The organism is Paenibacillus sp. FSL W8-1187 (genome assembly GCF_037965485.1).
Classification (GTDB): Bacteria; Bacillota; Bacilli; order Paenibacillales; family Paenibacillaceae; genus Paenibacillus_O; species Paenibacillus_O pasadenensis.
This window is the reverse complement of sequence record NZ_CP150181.1, coordinates 1,362,961-1,380,368: the sequence shown is the minus strand read 5'-3', so window position 1 is coordinate 1,380,368 and position 17,408 is coordinate 1,362,961. Positions and strand designations below refer to the sequence as shown.

Genomic DNA, 17,408 nt, shown 5'->3' with positions numbered 1-17,408 from the left:
GGCGGGACGATCAGCGGCAGTAGCGGTCGAACGCGCTCGTCAGCTCGGCCGAGATGTCCGCCGCGGAGCGGTTCTCGATCTGATGGCGCTCGATGAAGTGCACGAGCTCGCCGTCCTTCATCAGCGCGATGGAAGGAGAGGACGGCGGGTACGGCGCGAAGTATTCGCGGGCTTTGGCCGTCGCTTCCTTGTCCTGGCCGGCGAACACCGTGTACAGATGATCCGGCGTGATGTCATGGCCCAGCGCGTCGGCGACGCCTGGACGGCATTGTCCCGCGGCGCAGCCGCAGACGGAGTTGACGACGACGAGCGCCGTGCCCTTGGCCGTCGGCAGCTTCTCCTCGACCTCCTCTGGAGTGCGCAGCTCCTGGATGCCGAGGCGCGTCAGCTCGTCCCTCATCGGCTGCACCATATCAAACATGTATCGCTCAAAAGACATCGACATTTGAAACCCACACCTTTCGGGGAAATGGAATTGGCATTATCCCCGCTATTATACCCGATTGCCGGCGCCAGGGAAACGCCGCCCGCTCCGGCCGGCGGCGGCCAGTCCGGCCGGCCGCCAAAAAAGCCGCCTCATTCCTGCGCGGGAACGGGCGGCGCGGCGAAGCTCAAGGCTCCTGCGGCGGCTTGACGCCGCTTTCGGCCGAATGCTCGGGATGCTGGAGCGGACCGGGCTCCGGCGCCTCGCCCTGCTCGAACAAGGCGCGGTTCTGCGCGGTCTGGAAGCCGATGTCCTTGTACGGATGCACCCACTCGTCGCCGGCCATGACAGCCGGATCGGTCTCCTCCGACCACTGCTCGAGCGGCGACTGCGGCGAGGCGTATTCGTGGTCGCCGATCGTCACCCCGTACCGGTTCACGAACGGCTCCCGCGGCCCCCTGCCGCTGCGGAAGCGGGGCAGGAAGTCGATCTCGAACGGATCCAGACGGGGATCGTCCGCCATCAGATCGAGGGACGGTTCGGTCCGTCCAGCTTCTTGTCGTAGCCGGGCGATCCCGGCGCGGCTGTTTTGCGCCCCGCCTGCTGCCCCTGCTTTTGCTGCTCCTTGGAGTCGTTGCTCGGATTGGCCATCGTATGCGTTCAGCTCCTGTCGGTTATGGACGCGGCCGCTTGCTGCCGCTATGGGGCTAGTATGCCGTTCGCGGCAGCGGACTATGCCCCGGAGCGGAGCTAGCCGGCGTCCGGCCCGCGCAGGCGGAGCCCGTCCCGGACGGGACTGTCGAAGACGACCTTGAACACGGTGCCCCGGCCCGGCTCCGAATCGACGTCGATGCGGCCGTTGTGGCGCTCCGCGATGCTCAGGCAAAGCGGCAGGCCGAGGCCCGTTCCGCGCGCCTTGGTCGTATAGAACGGCTCGAACAGGCGGGCGAGCTTGTCCGGCGGGATGCCTTCTCCGTCATCCTCCACCGACAGCTCCACGGCCGAGCCGCTGAAGCGGGTCGCGATCCGCAGCACGCCTTTTTCCCCCATCGCCTCCATGCCGTTGCGGGCCAGATTGAGGACGAGCTGCTTGATTTCCTTGCCGTTGAGCTCAAGCGTCGGAATCTCGTCGGCGAGGCTCAGCTCGATCGACTGTCCGCGCAGGTTGGCGTCGGCCCACAGCAGCGGCAGCAGCTCCTGGACAATGTCGTGGAGAGAGCCCTGCTCCTTGGAGATGACGCGGTTCTGCGCCAGCGAGAGGAAGTCGTTGATGATGGCGTTCGCCCGGTCCAGCTCGTCGATGACGATGCGGAAATACTCCTGCTGGCTGTCCGGGCTGCGCTCGCGCATCAGCTGCACGAAGCCGCGGATGACGGCCATCGGATTGCGGATCTCATGCGTGATGCTGGCGGCCATCTGGCCGACAAGGCTCAGCCTTTCCATCCGTCCGAGCTCGTCCCTGAGCTGGGTCAGCTCGGTGACGTCCTGCACGACCATCGCCGCTCCCGTCACGATGCCGGCCTGCAGGTTGCGGATCGGGAACGCCGTCGTCAGGTAGGAGCGCTCGCCCTCGACGAGTATCGTCGACGGAGACATGCTGCCCTTCATCGCTTCGTCGAACAGCTGCTTGAACGGCTCCTGGCTGCGGAAGAACCGTTCGTACGGCATGCCGGCGAACTCCAGCTTGCTGCGGCCCTTCAGCGCCTGGCCGCTGAGGCGGATCGCCGCGTCGTTGAGATGCGAGATCCTGCCGTCCGCGTCCACGAGCACCGTCCCCATCGTGCCCATCGCCATCTGGTCGATGAACTGCTGGAGCTTGTGGACCTCGTTCATATAATTGGAAGACATCCGCCGCAGCTGATGCTGCAGCTGGTAATGCTGGATGACCTGGTGGATCGTATACAGCGTCAGCGATACGGCGATGTAGCTGATGAACGCGATGACGGCGATATCGCCTGCGGCCGAGGCGAGGCGATCCGGCTCGAACTGCCGGATATAGCCGGCATAAAGAAACGCGTGATAAGCTCCCCCGACCGTCAACAGCAAGAGCAGGATCTTGTACTTTTCCTTGAGCCGCGCGAGCTGGAACGGCCGGATCGTCAGCAGCAGCACCGGCACGGCGATCAGCAGGAACAGGACGAAGCCGAGCGTCTCCCCGCCGTCGTCGAGCTGCGGCAGCCGCAGCGCCGCATAGATCGTGGACATCGTCGCCAGTCCCGGCACCCCGCCGTACAGGGAGCCCATGAGGAAAGGAATGTACCACAGGTTCAAGTCGAAGCCGAAGCGGGTCGTCTCGGTGAGCAGGACGCAGGCCGCGAGCGAGGCTCCGTAAGCGATGGTGAAGAAAGGAATCGAGCTGCGGCCCTGGTTCAGCCGATACATCCATAGCTGATAGAGGAATACGGGCAACAAGGAGACGAAGGCCTGCAGTATCAATTTTTCCCACATTGACGCAGAAGGTTCCCCCCTTTGCGAGCCGTCTTGCATAACTCCGATTAAAGCACAGGAGGGGAATTTTGACAATCAAGAGTTTGCATAAATCCACATCTTGACCGTCTCGATCACTTCCTCCCGGCGCTCGTCATGATGCAGCTCGTGGTAGCCCCTCTCCCAGCGCCGGAAGGTACAGCGCGGACCGAGCGCGTCCGCCAGCTCCTCGCTCGCCCGCAGCGATGTCACCCGATCCTCGGTGCCGTGCAGCAGCAGCGCCGGCACGGCCAGCCTGCCGGCGTCGGAGAGCGCGCGCTTTCCGGCGGCCGTCACCGCCCGGTACATCGAGACACTGATCCGGGTATGGCAGAGCCGATCCATGACGCTGCCCGCCACCGTATGGACTCCAGGGCGATACAGGTCCCGCTGCTTGATGCCGGTCGGCAGGGCAAAGGTCGGCCGGAGGCGGCCGATCCAGGACGCCGCCGCTTCGGAGACGCGCGATGGCGGCGAGGCGAGGCGGAGCCAGGGGCTCGTCAAAATGAGGCCCGCGATCGGCAACTCGCGCTCGAGAGCGGCCGCGAGCGCGACCGCTCCGCCCATGCTGTGCCCGTACAGGAACAGCGGCGCATCCGGCCACAGGCACGCCGCCTCGGCCACCGCCCGCGCCGCGTCGGCCGTCAGCCGCTCCATGCTGTCCGCGTGCCCGCGCGGTCCCGGAGAGCGTCCATGGCCGCGCTGGTCGTAGGCGAGCACGGCGATGCCCGCCTCCGCCAGCGCCTGCGCGAGCTCGGCGTAGCGGCCGCTATGCTCGCCCATGCCGTGTACGAGGCAGACCGCCGCCCGCGGCTTGACGCGGCTGGGCGATGCCTTCGGCGCTGCGAGAAACGGCTCCGGCCGCTCGGCGCGGCTTGGATTTTTTCCGGTTCCCCTGGAGCCGTCCGAAGGCTCCTGGCGACCGGGCGATGCCGCCCGCCTGTCCGTCTCCTGCCGCTCCGGCGGCCGGCTCTCCTCCTCTGCCTGCGGCTCCAGGCTCCATCCATGCAGCTTTGCCCCATCCTCCGCCTCAAGCGCCAGCTCCCGCATCGCCATCCGCTCCTTTTCGCTTTGCTTCCGCATTTGATACACTGATTGTAGCCTATTGTCTCAAAAGGAGAGAAGCGTCAAGAATGGCAAGCAAGGATAGATTCGACGTCATCATCATCGGAGGAGGGCCGTCCGGCCTGATGGCCGCCGCGGCCGCAGGCCGCGAGGGAGCGCGCGTGCTGCTGCTCGACAAGGGCAGCAAGCTCGGACGCAAGCTGGCCATATCCGGCGGCGGACGCTGCAACGTCACCAACAACAAGGAGCCGCAAGAGCTGATCCGGTACATCCCGGGCAACGGCAAGTTCCTGCACAGCGCGCTGTCGGAGTTCGGCAGCCGCGAGATCATCGGCTTTTTCGAGGCGCTCGGCATCCGGCTCAAGGAAGAGGACCGCGGGCGCATGTTTCCCGTGTCGGACAAGGCCAAGACCGTCGTCGACGCGCTCGTCGCCTCCGTGCGATCGAGCGGCGTCGAGACGCGATTGAACGAAAAGGCCGCCGGACTGCTCATCGCGGGCGGACGCATCCGCGGCGTCCGGCTGAGCGACGGACAGGAGCTGCGCTCCGCGGCGGTCGTCGTGGCGACCGGCGGCAAGTCGGTGCCCCACACCGGCTCGACCGGAGACGCCTACCCTTGGGCGGAGGCCGCTGGCCATTCGGTGACGGAGCTGTATCCGACCGAGGTGCCGCTGACGTCGGCCGAGCCTTTCATCCGCGATCGCCGGCTGCAGGGGCTGTCGCTCCGCGGCGTCGTCCTGACGGTGTGGAGCGCCAAGGACAAGCGCCTCACCGAGCAGGAGGGCGACATGATCTTCACCCACTTCGGCCTGTCCGGCCCGGCCGCGCTGCGATGCAGCCAATTCGTCGTCAAGGAGCGCAAAAAAAGCGGCGCTCCGGAAGTCCGGATCACCGCCGACCTGTTCCCCGACCGCTCGGCGGACGAGCTGTACGGCGAGCTGCTGGCGCTCGCCGCGGCCGAGCCGCGCAAGGCGTTCAAGAACGTGCTGCCGCCGCTCATGCAGGAGCGGATGGCGGAGTTTTCGCTGGAGCGCTCCGGGATCGACCCGGCCGTCACGTACGACAACCTGAACCGCTCGCTGCTGCAGGACTACGCGCGGCTGCTCAAAGCGCTGCCCATCCTCGTGAACGGCACGCTGTCCATCGAGGAAGCGTTCGTCACGGGCGGCGGCGTCAACCTGAAGGAGATCCATCCGAAAACGATGGGCTCCAAGCTCGTGCACGGCCTTTATTTCTGCGGGGAGGTGCTGGACCTGCACGGCTTCACCGGAGGCTACAACATCACGTCTGCGTTCACGACCGGCCGCCATGCCGGCCTGAGCGCCGCCCTCCAGGCGTTGGAGGACCGCGCCGAGGCGCAGCGGAGCCGATCGGAATGATTCCGCTCCGCTAAAAAACGAACGGGTCGAGCGGCGCAGATGCGCCCTCGACCCGTTTTTGCTAGCGGCGATGGCTTACTCCGCTTCAGCCGTGCACGTCGCCCGAGAAATAGCTGAGCGAGCCTTCCTGCTCCGGGAAGGCCGACTCTCCCTCGGTCGCTTCGTCGCGGTTGCGCAGATCGCTTCCGTCCGAGGCGCCGGTCGAGATGCCGGTCGAAGCGCCGTCATAGCCGAAGCCCTCCTCCCAAGCGACAAGATCCTCGTTGACGAGATGGGCCGGGATCGGAATGACGTCCTGCTCCTGCACGTCCAGCTCGCCCCCGTGGGCGAAAGCGATCTCCAGCGCCGACGTCAGGTCGCTGCCCCGCAGCGACAGCCCGACCTCCTGCGCGCCTTGCGCAGCGGCGTCATACCCGAGCTCCAGCAGCGTAGCGGCCGCGACGGAGGCGGACTCCGCATCGTGGAATCGGAACAGCAAGCGGCGGTCAGTCATGGCTTTAGTCTCCTCTGCTCGAAGCGGAATCGAACCGGCTTTTGGCCGTTCTTCCATACGGTAACCATCCCCGCGCCAGTTTATGAGCGGCTGAATGGTGGAGCGGCTGAATGGTGGAGCGGCGGAACGATGGAACCGGCAGGTCAGAAGAGCGGCAAATCGAGGGGCAGCGGATCGGAGGAGCGGCGGAACAGCGTAGCGCCGAGGATGCTGGGTGCTGTTTCGCCGCCGCCGACATCGAGCGCCTGACCTGTCGGTGCGGCAGAAGGCTAAGGCAGAGACATGCCCCGGTGGTGGATGGCTGGAGAACTAACGATACTGCGCGACGCTATCCGGCCAAAACCGAGCATTTTGAAAATGTAACGATACTCACGAGCGCTATGGACGCAAAATGAGGCGTATTGGCTCCTTCACTGAGTAAATAGCGTTTCTCCGTATCGTTAGCCGCAGGAAAGCACGATTATAGGCAAAATAGCGCTCCTCTGTATCGTTAGCCTATCCCGGTCCGGAACCGCACGCCGGTGCAGCCTTCACGGACGCCGACTTGCCGGTCCTCGATCCGCCCGCTGACCGATCATTCGCCGAACGAGGAGTAATCTCGATCATCGGCCCGCCCGCTGACCGTCCGTTCGCCGAATGAGGAGCAATTTCGAACATCGATCCGCTGCTGACCGCCGCCTCCTGACATCAAACAAGCGGGAAGAAGACGGAGGGTTTCCGTCTTCTTCCCGCTTGTTCATTCATCCAAATCGACCGAGGCAGCAGCACGCCGCTGCGCCAGCAAACGACGCTCCGCCGGCCAACTGCGGCCATCGCGCAGCTCCGCCGGCCAGCCCCGGCCAGCCCGCAGATCCACCAGCCGCGGCCAGCCGCCGCCGACAACGATCTAGCCCTGCGCCAGTCCCTCGCGGAACCGGCCGAGGCCGGCGCTGAGCGAGCGCGTCGCCTCGTACACCTGCCGGTACAGCGGATAAAGCTCGCGGTACGCGGCCGCCGCCTCCGGCTGCGGCTCGTACGTGCGGCCGCGCCGCACGAAGGCCGCCGCGCAGGACGCCAGGTCCGGGAACCAGCCGCAGCCGGCCGCAGCCAGCATCGCCGCCCCGAGGCCGGGGCCCTGCTCGTTCTCCAGCGCCGTCACCGGCAGGCCGAACAGATCCGCCTGGATCTGCAGCCAGTCGGGATTTTTCGCGCCGCCGCCGATCGAGACGATCGAGCGGATGTCGCGTCCCGCCTCGCGGTAGATCGTCAGCGTGTCGTTCAGCGAGAACGTGATGCCCTCCATGACGGCCCGCGCCAGATGCTCGCGGCGATGGCCGCCGTCGAGCCCGATGAAGCTGCCGCGGATGTCGGCGTCCGCATACGGCGTGCGCTCGCCCGCCAGATACGGCGCGAACAGCAGCCCGCCGGAGCCGGGCGGCAGATCGCCCGTCCCGGCAAGCAGCTCGGCGTAGTCCAGGCCGCCCATGAGCCGCTTGAACCAGCTCATTGAGTAGCCGGCGCCAAGCGTGACGCCCATCGAGTAGAACGCGCCCGGCGCGCCGTGGTTGAAGAAATGGACGCGGCCGCCATAATCGCGGTCCTGCTCGCCCTCGTAGGAGAGCAGCACGCCCGAGGTGCCGATGCTGCACAGCGCCTCGCCCTCCTGCAGGATGCCGGCGCCGATCGCGCCGCAGGCATTGTCCGCCCCGCCGGCAAATACGCGCAGCGGACCGGCGAGGTCCGTGCGCTCCGCCAGCTCCGGCAGCAGCGTGCCGGTCTGCGCGGTCGACTCGACGAGCGGCGGGCACAGCTCCGCGCCGAGATCCAGCGCCGCGAGCACTTCCTGGCTCCAGCGCCGGTTCGGCACGTCGAGCAGCAGCGTGCCGGCAGCGTCGGACAGATCCATATGCAGCTCGCCGGTCAAGCGCAGCCGCACATAGTCCTTGGGCAGGACGAAGACGCGCCCCTGAGCGAACGTCTCCGGCTCATGCTTGCGCACCCACAGCAGCTTCGGCAGCGTGAAGCCCTCGAGCGCCGGATTGCGGGTGATGTCGAGCAGCCGCGTTCCGAGCGCGCGCTCGATCTCGCGGCACTCGGCCGTCGTGCGCGTATCGTTCCAGAGAATCGCCGGACGCAGCGGCTGCAGCTCGTCGCCGAGCAGCACGAGTCCGTGCATCTGTCCGGAAAAGCTGATCCCCTCGACCGTCCAGCCCTGCGGAAGGCCGGGAGCGGCGGACAGCTCGCCGAGAGCGGACAGCGTCGCCTCGACCCAGTCCTCCGGCCGCTGCTCGCTCCAGCCCGGTCGCGGGCTCGAGAGCGGATACTCGCGCGAGGCCTCGGCGGCGATGCGGCCGTCCTTGCCGACCAGCAGCGCTTTGACCGCGCTCGTGCCGAGATCGATGCCGATGACGAACTCAGACACGGTAGATCACTTCGTTAAGCTTCGCCTTGATCTGCTCCAGGCGTCCCGAGCGGTTGTTCATCGGATTGTTCTGCAGCGCGTACTGCTCCAGCGAGGCGAGCGTCGCCTTGCCGCTGACGATGTCGGCGCCGATGCCTTGCTTGAACGTGGCGTAGCGCTCCTCGACGATGCCGTCGATGACGCGGTCCTCGATCAGCTTGGCGGCCGCCTTCAGGCCCCAAGCGAAGCTGTCCATGCCGGCGATATGCGCAAGGAACAGATCTTCCAGCTCGTAGGAGCCGCGGCGCACCTTGGCGTCGAAGTTGACGCCGCCGCGGCCGAGCCCGCCGGCCTTGAGCACCTCGTACATCGTCAGCGTCGTCGCATACAGGTCGGTCGGGAACTCGTCGGTATCCCAGCCGAGCAGCAGGTCGCCCTGGTTGGCGTCCAGCGAGCCGAGCGCGCCGTTGATCGCGGCGACGCGGATCTCATGCTCGAACGTATGGCCGGCGAGCGTCGCATGGTTCGCTTCCAGGTTCAGCTTGAAGTGGTCCTGCAGGCCGTATTTTTGCAGGAATGCCAGCGTCGTCGCGGCATCGAAGTCGTACTGGTGCTTGGACGGCTCCTTCGGCTTCGGCTCGATCAGGAACTGCGCGTCGAAGCCGATCTCGCGGGCATAGTCGATCGCCATCTTGTACAGGCGGGCCAGGTTGTCGAGCTCGAAGCCCATGTCGGTGTTCAGCAGCGTCTCGTAGCCCTCGCGGCCGCCCCAGAACACGTAGTTCTCGGCGCCGAGCTCCTTGCCGACCTCAAGCCCCTTCTTGACCTGGGCGGCGGCGTAGGCGAACACGTCCGCGCTCGGTGCGGTTCCGGCTCCGTGCGTGAAGCGCGGGTTCGAGAACATGTTGGCCGTATTCCACAGCAGGCGGCGGCCGCTCGTCTTCATGCCGTCCTTGAGCAGGGCGACGATCTCGTCGAGATTGCGGTTCGTTTCCTGCAGCGTGTCGCCTTCCGGAGCGATGTCGCGGTCATGGAAGCAGAAGAACGGCAGATCGAGCTTCTCGAGGAACTCGAAGTTCGCCTCGACGCGGGCCTTGGCCAGATCCATGCCGCTGAAGCGGTCCCACGGACGCACCGCCGTGCCCTTGCCGAACGGGTCGGAGCCGTCGGCCGTGAACGTATGCCAGTAAGCGGCGGCGAAGCGCAGATGCTCCTCCATCGTCTTGCCGAGCACGACCTGCTTCGGATCGTAGTGGCGGAACGCGAGCGGATTGTCGGTGTCGCGGCCCTCGAACTGAATGCGGTTGATGCCGTTGAAGTAAGCCATGAATGATAGCCTCCCTAAAATGAGTGGATAGAATGTAAACGCTGTTATGCTGAGTTCTATCCGTAGAGTACCATCCCATAACTTCGTTTGTCTACTAAACAAACCAAGTTTTTTATGTTATGCTTTCGAGGACATGGTATCGTAGTGTGCAGAACGAAAAGCGGCTGCAGCCGCTTCGACCCGAAGGAGACCGCAATGAAATCAACGACGACCGGCGATCCCGCCCTCATCCGCCGCATCAATACCGGCATCGCGCTCGACGCCGTGCTGAAGGGCGAGCCGCTCTCGCGCGCCGCGATCTCGGCCGGCACCGGCCTCAACAAGGCGACCGTATCGTCGCTCGTGCAGGACCTGCTCGACCGCGGCTTGCTGACCGAGACGGGCCAAGGCGCCTCAAGCGGCGGCCGCAAGCCCGTCATGCTGGAGTTCCGCGCCTCGGCCGGCTGCGCGATCGGCATCGACGTCGGCGCCACCTATCTGATGGGCGTGCGCGCCGACCTGCGCGGCGAAGTGCTGGCCGAGCTGCGGCGGCCGATGGAGGCCGCCGCCGGCCGCAGCGTCATGGAGCAGCTGATCGGCTTCATCGAGGAGCTGCTGCCGAAGCAGCCTCCGCAGCCCTACGGCGTCGTCGGCATCGGCATCGGCCTGCCGGGCATCGTCGACGGCGCCGGCTCGCTGCTGCTCGCGCCGCATATGGACTGGGAGCCGACTGAGGTCGCGCGCCGGCTGGAGGAGCGGTTCGGCGTGCCGGTGCATGCCGACAACGAGGCCAACTTCGGCGCCCAAGGCGAGCGCATCTTCGGAGCCGCCGCCGGCATCCGCCATCTCGTCTATGTGAGCGCGGGCATGGGCATCGGCACCGGCCTCGTGCTGGACGGCCAGCTGTACCGCGGCGCGTCCGGCTTCTCCGGCGAGCTCGGGCACCTGTCCATCCAGTTCGACGGTCCCGCCTGCCGCTGCGGCAACCGCGGCTGCTGGGAGCGCTTCGCCTCCGAGCAGGCGGCGCTCGATTCCGCCGCCGCGATCGGCTGCGGCAGCCTCGAGGAGCTCGTGCAGCTTGCCGAGCAGGGACATCCCGAGGCGCTGCGCATCTGGGACGAGATCGGCTCGTACCTCGGCATCGGCATCGCCACGATCATCAATGTGTTCAATCCCGAGGCCGTGCTCATCGGCAGCCGCCTCAGCATGGCGGCCCGCTGGCTGGAGCCGGCCGTGCAGCGCGAGGTGCAGGCGCGCGCGCTGCCGTTCCACCGCCGCCAGGCGCGGGTCCGTTTCGCCGAGCTCGGCGACGGCTCGGCCGTGCGCGGAGCGGCCTGGCAAGCCGCGGAAGGCTTCCTCGCCCGCGTCAAGGCCGGCGAGGCGTAAGCGCGCTCACCGCGCTCCCCTCGCGCCAACGCCGGCGCCGGCGGCGCCCTCTTCGCTCCTCAGCCAAAATAAAGCGGCTTCGCCGCCTGTCCGGACCGGACAGGAGCGAAGCCGCTTTTTGGCATTTGAACCGGCTCAGACCGGCTTGATGAAGATCGAATACAGAAGCACCGCCAGGATGAGCAGCGGCGCGACATAGCGCAGGCAGAACATCCAGGCCCGGTACCAGAAGCCGGTCAGGCCGGCCTCTTCGCCGGCGCGCTTCCACGCATAGCCGGTGAACAGCGTCACGGCGAGGCCGCCGAGCGGCATGAGCACATAGGCGGTCGTGAAGTCGAACCAGTCGAAGATCGACTTGCCGAAGGGCGTCCAGCCGCTGAGCGGACCGGCGACGGACAGCCCGGCGGGAACGCCGAGCAGGAAGCTGACCGCGGCGATGATCGCCGCCGCCTTGCGGCGCGACCATTTCCAATAGTGCATCGCATAGGCGACCGGCACCTCGAGAATCGAGACGGCCGAGGTGAGCGCCGCGATCGCCAGCAGCAGGAAGAACAGGCCGCCGAACAGCGAGCCGAGCGGCATCTGCGAGAACGAGGCGGGCAGCGCCATGAAAGCCAAGCCCACGCCTTTCTGCGGCTCGATGCCGTAGGAGAAGATCGTCGGGAAGATGATCAGGCCCGCGATCAGCGCGTAGCCGAGGTCGCCGACGCCGATCGCGACGGTCGCCTTGCCGAGCGACTGCTCCTTTTGCACGTAGGAGCCGTAGGTGAGCATGCAGCCCATGCCGAGCGACAGCGAGAAGAACGCATGGCCGAGCGCGATCAGCGCCGACTCGCCGGTCAGCACGGAGAAGTCGGGCTTCAGGAAGAAATCGACGCCCTCCGCCGCTCCCGGCAGCGTCAGCGCGCGGACCATCAGCACGAGCAGGATGATCAGGAAGCCGGGGATGAGGATCTTGTTGAACTTCTCGATCCCGCCCGAGATGCCCTTGCCGACGATGACGCCGCAGATGATCATGACGACGAGCTGCCAGAACACAGGCCAGCCGCCTGCCGCGAAGTCGACGAAGTGCTGGTCGAAGTTCGTGCCCTTGCCGAGCGAGCCGATGACGGAGTCGACCGTGTACTGGAGCGTCCAGCCGGCGACGACGCCATAGTAGGAGATGATCAGGAACGCCGTCACGACGGACATGAAGCCGAACCATTTCCACTGCTTGTTGCCGGTCAGGTTGTAAAAGGAGCTGGCGGCGTTGCCGCGTCCGCCCCGGCCGATCGTCATCTCGGCGAGCAGCACCGGCAGCCCGACGAGGATCAGGCAGACGATGAACAGCAGGAAAAACGCCGCTCCCCCATACAAGCCTGTAATATACGGGAATTTCCACATGTTTCCGAGCCCGACCGAGCTGCCGATCGCCGCCAGGATGAAGCCGGACGACGTGAAGCGCTCGGCTTTTTTGCTTTGTCCCAAAGCGGTTTCCTTTGGTTGTTTGTCCATCATGATGTCCTCCGACCGTTCGCTAAGTAAAATACAAAATACAGAATACAAATTTATCGAAAAACGCATGGCATGTCCACACCAAATCGAGCCAGCCGCCATTTTGATCCCGCTCGCATAAATTAACCTTTCTTTGCCAAAATAAACCGGGAGCAAACAGGCAAAGAAAGGATGTGGGCCATTTGGACCCGAACAAGCAGGGCAGCGAAGCCGATCAGACGCTGACGAACCGGCAGGGCCACCCGATTACGGACAACCAGAACATCCGCACGGTCGGAGACCGCGGTCCGTCGACCTTGGAGAACTACCATTTCATCGAAAAGATCTCGCATTTCGACCGCGAGCGCGTGCCGGAGCGCGTCGTGCATGCGCGCGGAGCAGGAGCCTACGGCGTCTTCGAGGCCTACGGCACTGTCGGCAGCGAGCCGGTCTCCAAGTACACGCGGGCCAAGCTGTTCCAGGAAAAAGGCAAGCAGACGCCGGTATTCGTCCGCTTCTCCACGGTCGTGCACGGCGGACATTCGCCGGAGACGCTGCGCGATCCACGCGGCTTTGCCGTCAAGTTCTACACCGAGGACGGCAACTGGGATCTCGTCGGCAACAACCTCAAGATCTTCTTCATCCGCGACCCGCTCAAGTTTCCCGACATGGTGCATTCGTTCAAGCCCGATCCGGTGACGAACCTGAACGATCCGGAGCGCATGTTCGACTTCCTCTCCAACTCGCCGGAAGCGACGCATATGGTGACGTTCCTGTTCTCCCCCTGGGGCATCCCGGCCAACTACCGGCAGATGCAGGGCTCGGGCGTGAATACGTACAAGTGGGTCAACCAGGATGGCGTCGGCTATCTCGTGAAGTACCACTGGGAGCCGCTGAAGCAGGGGATCAAAAACCTGACGCAGGACGAGGCCGAGGCGATCCAGGCGAAAAATACGAGCCATGCGACGCAGGACCTGTACGAGGCGATCGACCGCGGCGACTATCCGGAGTGGGAGCTGAACGTGCAGATTCTCGAGGACGGCGAGCATCCCGAGCTCGACTTCGATCCGCTCGACCCGACGAAGCTGTGGCCGCAGGAAAAGTTCCCGTTCCTGCCGGTCGGCAAGATGACGCTGAACCGCAATCCGGAAAACTACTTCGCCGAGGTTGAGCAGGCGGCGTTCGGCACCGGCGTGCTCGTCGACGGCCTGGACTTCTCCGACGACAAGCTGCTGCAGGGCCGCACCTTCTCCTACTCGGACACGCAGCGCTACCGCGTCGGCACGAACTACCTGCAGCTGCCGATCAACGCGCCGAAGGCTCCGGTCGCCACGAACCAGCGCGACGGCCAAATGGAATACAAGATCGACCTCGCGCCCGGGCAGAACCCGCATGTCAACTACGAGCCGTCCAGCCTGGGCGGGCTGACGGAAGCCCGTCCGTCCGGCGCCGAGCACGAGCCGGCGTACGATGCGAGGCTCGTGCGCGAGAAGATCGGACGGACGAACGATTTCGGCCAGGCGGGGGATACGTATCGCAAGTTCGAGCCGTGGGAGCGGGACGAGCTGGTCAAAAACCTCGTCGATGCGCTCAAGATGTGCCGTCCGGTCGTCCGCGACAAGATGATCGGCTACTTCAAGGAAGCCGACGCCGACTACGGCAAGCGCGTCGCCGAGGCGCTCGCCCGCGCCGAAGCGGCGGCGCCGGAGCATCTCGGCAACGAGTCGATGCGCCAGGGCCAGGAGCTGGCCGACCGTTCCGGCCACCGCACCGACGGCTATTGATTGTTTAGCCGGGGAGCCGGGAGAGCCGCAGATTCCCATCCCGATCGCAAAAAAGGTCCGGTTCCCGGCCGGCGGGCCGGATCCAAGGCACATTTCTGCCTTGGTTGGTCCGGTTCCCGGCCGGCGGGCCGAATCCAAGGCACATTTCTGCCTTGGTTGGTCCGGTTCCCGGCCGGCGGGCCGGATCCAAGGCACATTTCTGCCTTGGTTGGTCCGGTTCCCGGCCGGCGGGCCGGATCCAAGGCACATTTCTGCCTTGGATGGCCCGGTTCCCGGCCGGCGGGCCGAATCCAAGGCACATTTCTGCCTTGGTTGGTCCGGTTCCCGGCCGGCGGGCCGGATCCAAGGCACATTTCTGCCTTGGATGGCCCGGTTCCCGGCCGGCGGGCCAGATCCAAGGCACATTTCTGCCTTGGATGGCCCGCGCCGGCCGATTGGATGCACAAAAAATCTTCCTCTTTGGCCGATGACGGGGTGATGCCTGCATCTTGCCAGAGGAAGATTTTTTTGTGTTTAACCCATTTATAAAGAGGGTGTCCCTAAGCCAAGGCTTTCGGGACACCCTCTGTCGCGTTCATGGAATCGACGCTGCCGGCTCGACATGCCCGGCAGCGGACGGCACCAGGCGTCAGCCTGCTGCCGACAGCTGGCGAAGCGCCGCCTCGGACTCTTCGATCCTCGACTGCAGCTGCGTGTTTTGGCGGACGAGCGTCTCGACCGTAGCCAGCAGCTCCTCGAGCGTCGCCGACGACTGCTGCACGACCGCGGCAAAGTCGCTCACCCGCTCCTCGACATCTCCGCTCGAGGCGCTGACCGCGTCCATCTCCACGCCGATCCTTGCCGCATCCGACTGCAGCGACTCGACGGACTGGCGGATGCCGTCGAACGCGGCGCTGGTCGCCTCCACATGGCCGAGGCTCTCCTCCATGCGCTGCACGTTCTCGCGCATCGCCTCGCGGGACTGCTCCGTGCGGACGGCGGCCTCCTCGAGGCTGCCGGTCATCCGGTCGGCCGTATCGCCGGCCGTCATCGCCAGCTTGCGGATCTCGGCCGCGACGACGCCGAAGCCCGCTCCGTGCTCGCCGGCGCGCGCCGCCTCGATGCTGGCGTTGAGCGACAGCAGGTTCGTCTGGCGGGCGATGTCCTGGATCGAGGCCGTGAACGGCAGGATGCCCCGGATCGTCTCGTTCAGTCCTTCAAACCTCTCCTGCAGCTCCTCCATGCTTGCCCGGAACTCGCCGATCGTGCGGCTAAGCTCGCCGACGATGCGCGCGCCCTCGGCGGACGAGCCGCCCGTCTCCTCGATCTGGCCGACCATCGAGCCGAGCGTGCCCATCATCCGCTCCATCTGGTGCATCGACTCGCTCACCCGCGAGGAGATCTCTCCCATCGTCTCGGCCTGGGTCGTGACTCCGGACGTCAGCTCCTGGAACGCGGTATTCATTTCCTGGAAGGAGGCGTCGTTCTCGCGGCCGTTTGCGCGGATGCGGCCCATGCTGTCCGACAGCGTCTTGACCGTCTCGAGCGTCATCCGCTCGCGCTCCTGCTCCTTGAGCAGCTGCTGCTGGGCCGCTTCCTGGAGGCCGAGCGCGCGGCGGAAGATACCGCGGCCGATCTCCGACTGGCAGATCATTGTCGTCGACGCTAGCAGGAAGTAGAAGATGAAGTAGACCATATGGGATTCTCCGGCCAGACCGGCTTCCGGGAAGGCCAGATATTTATACAGGATGACGAACAGGCCGCTCAGCGTGCCGTAAGCGAGGGACAGCCGGCTGTTGTACATGATGCCGATCGCCATCAGATAAAAAGCGGTCAGCGCATTCAGCGGATCGTCGGGACTGTCCTGGATGGATGTCGCCGCCAAGTATCCGACCAGCATGAGCACGGCGATCGGGATCGCCTTCTCCAGCAAACGCAGCGCATGCGCGGCCCAGAGCAGCGCCATGACGACAAAAGTGGGCAGCAGCATCTTGAGGGTAAAGGCGAGAGTCGAGCTGAAGGCGACCATCATGGCGGCCATGAGCAGAATGTTCAGGCTGAGGATGACGAGCACCGCCTGGTTTCGTTTGCGAAGCTCCAGGTAAGCGTGATCGACCTTGCCGCCTGCTCCTCGCTCGATCGCTTCCCCCGGCCGTCTCTGGGATTGATTTCCGAAAAAGGGGAATTTGTTCGGTTGCTTCATGCTGGATGTTGTTGATGCCATAGTGTGCCCTCTCTTTTGTCCTGTAGGATAGTCGAATGCAGTAGTATAGGTATCGACACCGAACTTTCTTATCGTGATAGGGAAATTAATGGATTCTAAAAAAAATAAAGCTCCATCGGCTTTCGCAGCCGTGGAGCTTTTTAGACTTCTATTCGGGCCTCGCCCGGCGAATCAGATCCGCCCAGCCGCCCACAGCGAGCTGCGGCGGATCAGCCGCTGCAGCTGCGGATGCCGCAGCGAGTCGGAGCTATGGCCCGGCATGATGGATACGACGCGGCCCCGGCCGACCCGATGCGCCCAGGCGGCAGGACGGCGCACTCCGCCCAGCACGTACTCGAGGATGACCTCGCGGTCCATCGACGGCCGGAACGAGTACCGGTACGGCTCGTCGGTCAGCTCGAACGGCTCGAGGTCCTGGACGGCCGGATGCACCCCCGCCTTGCCGACGACCGGATCGAAGCTGAGCAAGCGCCCTTCCGGATGCTCCTCGCAGCGCGCGCCCGCGAGATGCTCCAACAGCGGATGAGAGGCGAGCGAAATTCCGCAATGGAGCAGCACGAGCCCGCCCCCGCGCTCGACGAACCGGGCGAGGCCGGCTGCCTGCCGATCGGACAGCGGCCGCTCCCAACGGTCGCTGCAGGCGACGATCAGCGACTGGTCGGCCGGCATGTCGTCTTCGAGCAGGCCATAGCTGTCGCTCGCCTGCATGTCGAAGTCTTCGCCGAGCAGCCGGCAAAGCGCCTCCTGCAGCGACGCCAGCGGATGGCTCTCCGCCTCGCGGTCGCCGAGCAGCAGTCCTCCCGAGCCCGCCAGCGACCGAGCCGCCGGCCTCGCCGGCTCGAACGGCAGCGCCTCCCGCGTCATTCGATCCGCGACGAGCCCCGCCAGAGCTCCGGCCTCCGCATCCGGCACATGAGCCGAGCCTCCTCTTCCCACTTGGATGACCATTTCCGATTCCCCTCCCGAACGATTGGTTTCGACTCGTTTCGCCGTCTGTCAGTATCAATCGACATTAGGCATAACAAAAATCGACAAATCAATAACTGTTC

The 17,408-nt window shown here is 65.3% G+C and carries 14 protein-coding genes; 3 read left to right on the top strand and 11 right to left on the bottom strand.

Annotation, left to right across the window (positions count from 1 at the left end):
- Positions 1-10: 10 nt before the first annotated feature.
- From NYE40_RS05990 to NYE40_RS05970, 5 genes are all read right to left on the bottom strand, one after another.
- Positions 11-445 carry a BrxA/BrxB family bacilliredoxin gene (locus NYE40_RS05990; protein ID WP_028597879.1) on the bottom strand — a complete coding sequence of 145 codons (435 nt, stop codon included), beginning with the start codon at positions 443-445 and terminating at the stop codon, positions 11-13.
- A 166-nt stretch (positions 446-611) separates the two neighbouring features.
- Positions 612-947: a DUF3905 domain-containing protein gene (locus NYE40_RS05985; RefSeq protein WP_153783015.1), complete on the bottom strand. Its 336-nt coding sequence runs from the start codon at positions 945-947 to the stop codon at positions 612-614.
- Positions 947-1,075: a hypothetical protein gene (locus NYE40_RS05980; protein WP_339279535.1), complete on the bottom strand. Its 129-nt coding sequence runs from the start codon at positions 1,073-1,075 to the stop codon at positions 947-949. Before NYE40_RS05980 ends, NYE40_RS05985 begins: the two co-directional genes overlap by 1 nt.
- Positions 1,076-1,174: 99 nt before the next feature.
- On the bottom strand, positions 1,175-2,872 hold the full coding sequence (locus NYE40_RS05975) for an ATP-binding protein (protein ID WP_052333018.1): 1,698 nt from the start codon (positions 2,870-2,872) through the stop codon (positions 1,175-1,177).
- Positions 2,873-2,947: 75 nt separating this feature from the next.
- Entirely contained in the window at positions 2,948-3,940 is a 993-nt protein-coding gene (locus NYE40_RS05970) for an alpha/beta hydrolase (RefSeq protein WP_228551308.1), read from the bottom strand.
- 83 nt (positions 3,941-4,023) lie between these two features.
- Here NYE40_RS05970 and NYE40_RS05965 point away from each other — a divergent pair, with 83 nt between their 5' ends.
- Complete coding sequence (locus NYE40_RS05965; protein ID WP_153783013.1) at positions 4,024-5,334, top strand: NAD(P)/FAD-dependent oxidoreductase; 1,311 nt, start codon at positions 4,024-4,026, stop codon at positions 5,332-5,334.
- Positions 5,335-5,419: 85 nt separating this feature from the next.
- Here NYE40_RS05965 and NYE40_RS05960 read toward each other — a convergent pair whose 3' ends face one another.
- The 3 genes from NYE40_RS05960 to xylA form a co-directional block, all read right to left on the bottom strand.
- On the bottom strand, positions 5,420-5,827 hold the full coding sequence (locus NYE40_RS05960; protein ID WP_052333016.1) for a hypothetical protein: 408 nt from the start codon (positions 5,825-5,827) through the stop codon (positions 5,420-5,422).
- Positions 5,828-6,713: 886 nt separating this feature from the next.
- Positions 6,714-8,228, bottom strand: a complete 1,515-nt coding sequence (xylB, locus tag NYE40_RS05955; RefSeq protein WP_339279533.1) for a xylulokinase — start codon at positions 8,226-8,228, stop codon at positions 6,714-6,716.
- Positions 8,221-9,534 carry a xylose isomerase gene (xylA, locus tag NYE40_RS05950; protein WP_153783011.1) on the bottom strand — a complete coding sequence of 438 codons (1,314 nt, stop codon included), beginning with the start codon at positions 9,532-9,534 and terminating at the stop codon, positions 8,221-8,223. Before xylA ends, xylB begins: the two co-directional genes overlap by 8 nt.
- A 195-nt stretch (positions 9,535-9,729) precedes the next feature.
- Here xylA and NYE40_RS05945 point away from each other — a divergent pair, with 195 nt between their 5' ends.
- Positions 9,730-10,899 (top strand): ROK family transcriptional regulator, encoded by a 1,170-nt coding sequence (locus tag NYE40_RS05945; RefSeq protein WP_339279530.1) that lies wholly within the window; start codon positions 9,730-9,732, stop codon positions 10,897-10,899.
- Positions 10,900-11,034: 135 nt separating this feature from the next.
- Here the strand turns inward: NYE40_RS05945 and NYE40_RS05940 are convergent, their stop codons facing one another.
- The gene (locus NYE40_RS05940) at positions 11,035-12,396 is read right to left on the bottom strand and encodes a sodium-dependent transporter (protein ID WP_339279528.1); all 1,362 of its coding nucleotides are present in this window, start codon (positions 12,394-12,396) and stop codon (positions 11,035-11,037) included.
- Between the two features lie 170 nt (positions 12,397-12,566).
- On the opposite strand from NYE40_RS05940, the gene NYE40_RS05935 reads away from it, so the two are divergent.
- Positions 12,567-14,156 carry a catalase gene (locus NYE40_RS05935; RefSeq protein ID WP_339279526.1) on the top strand — a complete coding sequence of 530 codons (1,590 nt, stop codon included), beginning with the start codon at positions 12,567-12,569 and terminating at the stop codon, positions 14,154-14,156.
- 628 nt (positions 14,157-14,784) lie between these two features.
- On the opposite strand, the gene NYE40_RS05930 is transcribed toward NYE40_RS05935, so the two are convergent.
- Together NYE40_RS05930 and NYE40_RS05925 are read right to left on the bottom strand one after the other, a co-directional pair.
- Entirely contained in the window at positions 14,785-16,359 is a 1,575-nt protein-coding gene (locus tag NYE40_RS05930; RefSeq protein ID WP_339279524.1) for a methyl-accepting chemotaxis protein, read from the bottom strand.
- A gap of 171 nt (positions 16,360-16,530) precedes the next feature.
- The gene (locus NYE40_RS05925) at positions 16,531-17,307 is read right to left on the bottom strand and encodes a ThuA domain-containing protein (protein ID WP_153783008.1); all 777 of its coding nucleotides are present in this window, start codon (positions 17,305-17,307) and stop codon (positions 16,531-16,533) included.
- Positions 17,308-17,408 lie beyond the last annotated feature (101 nt).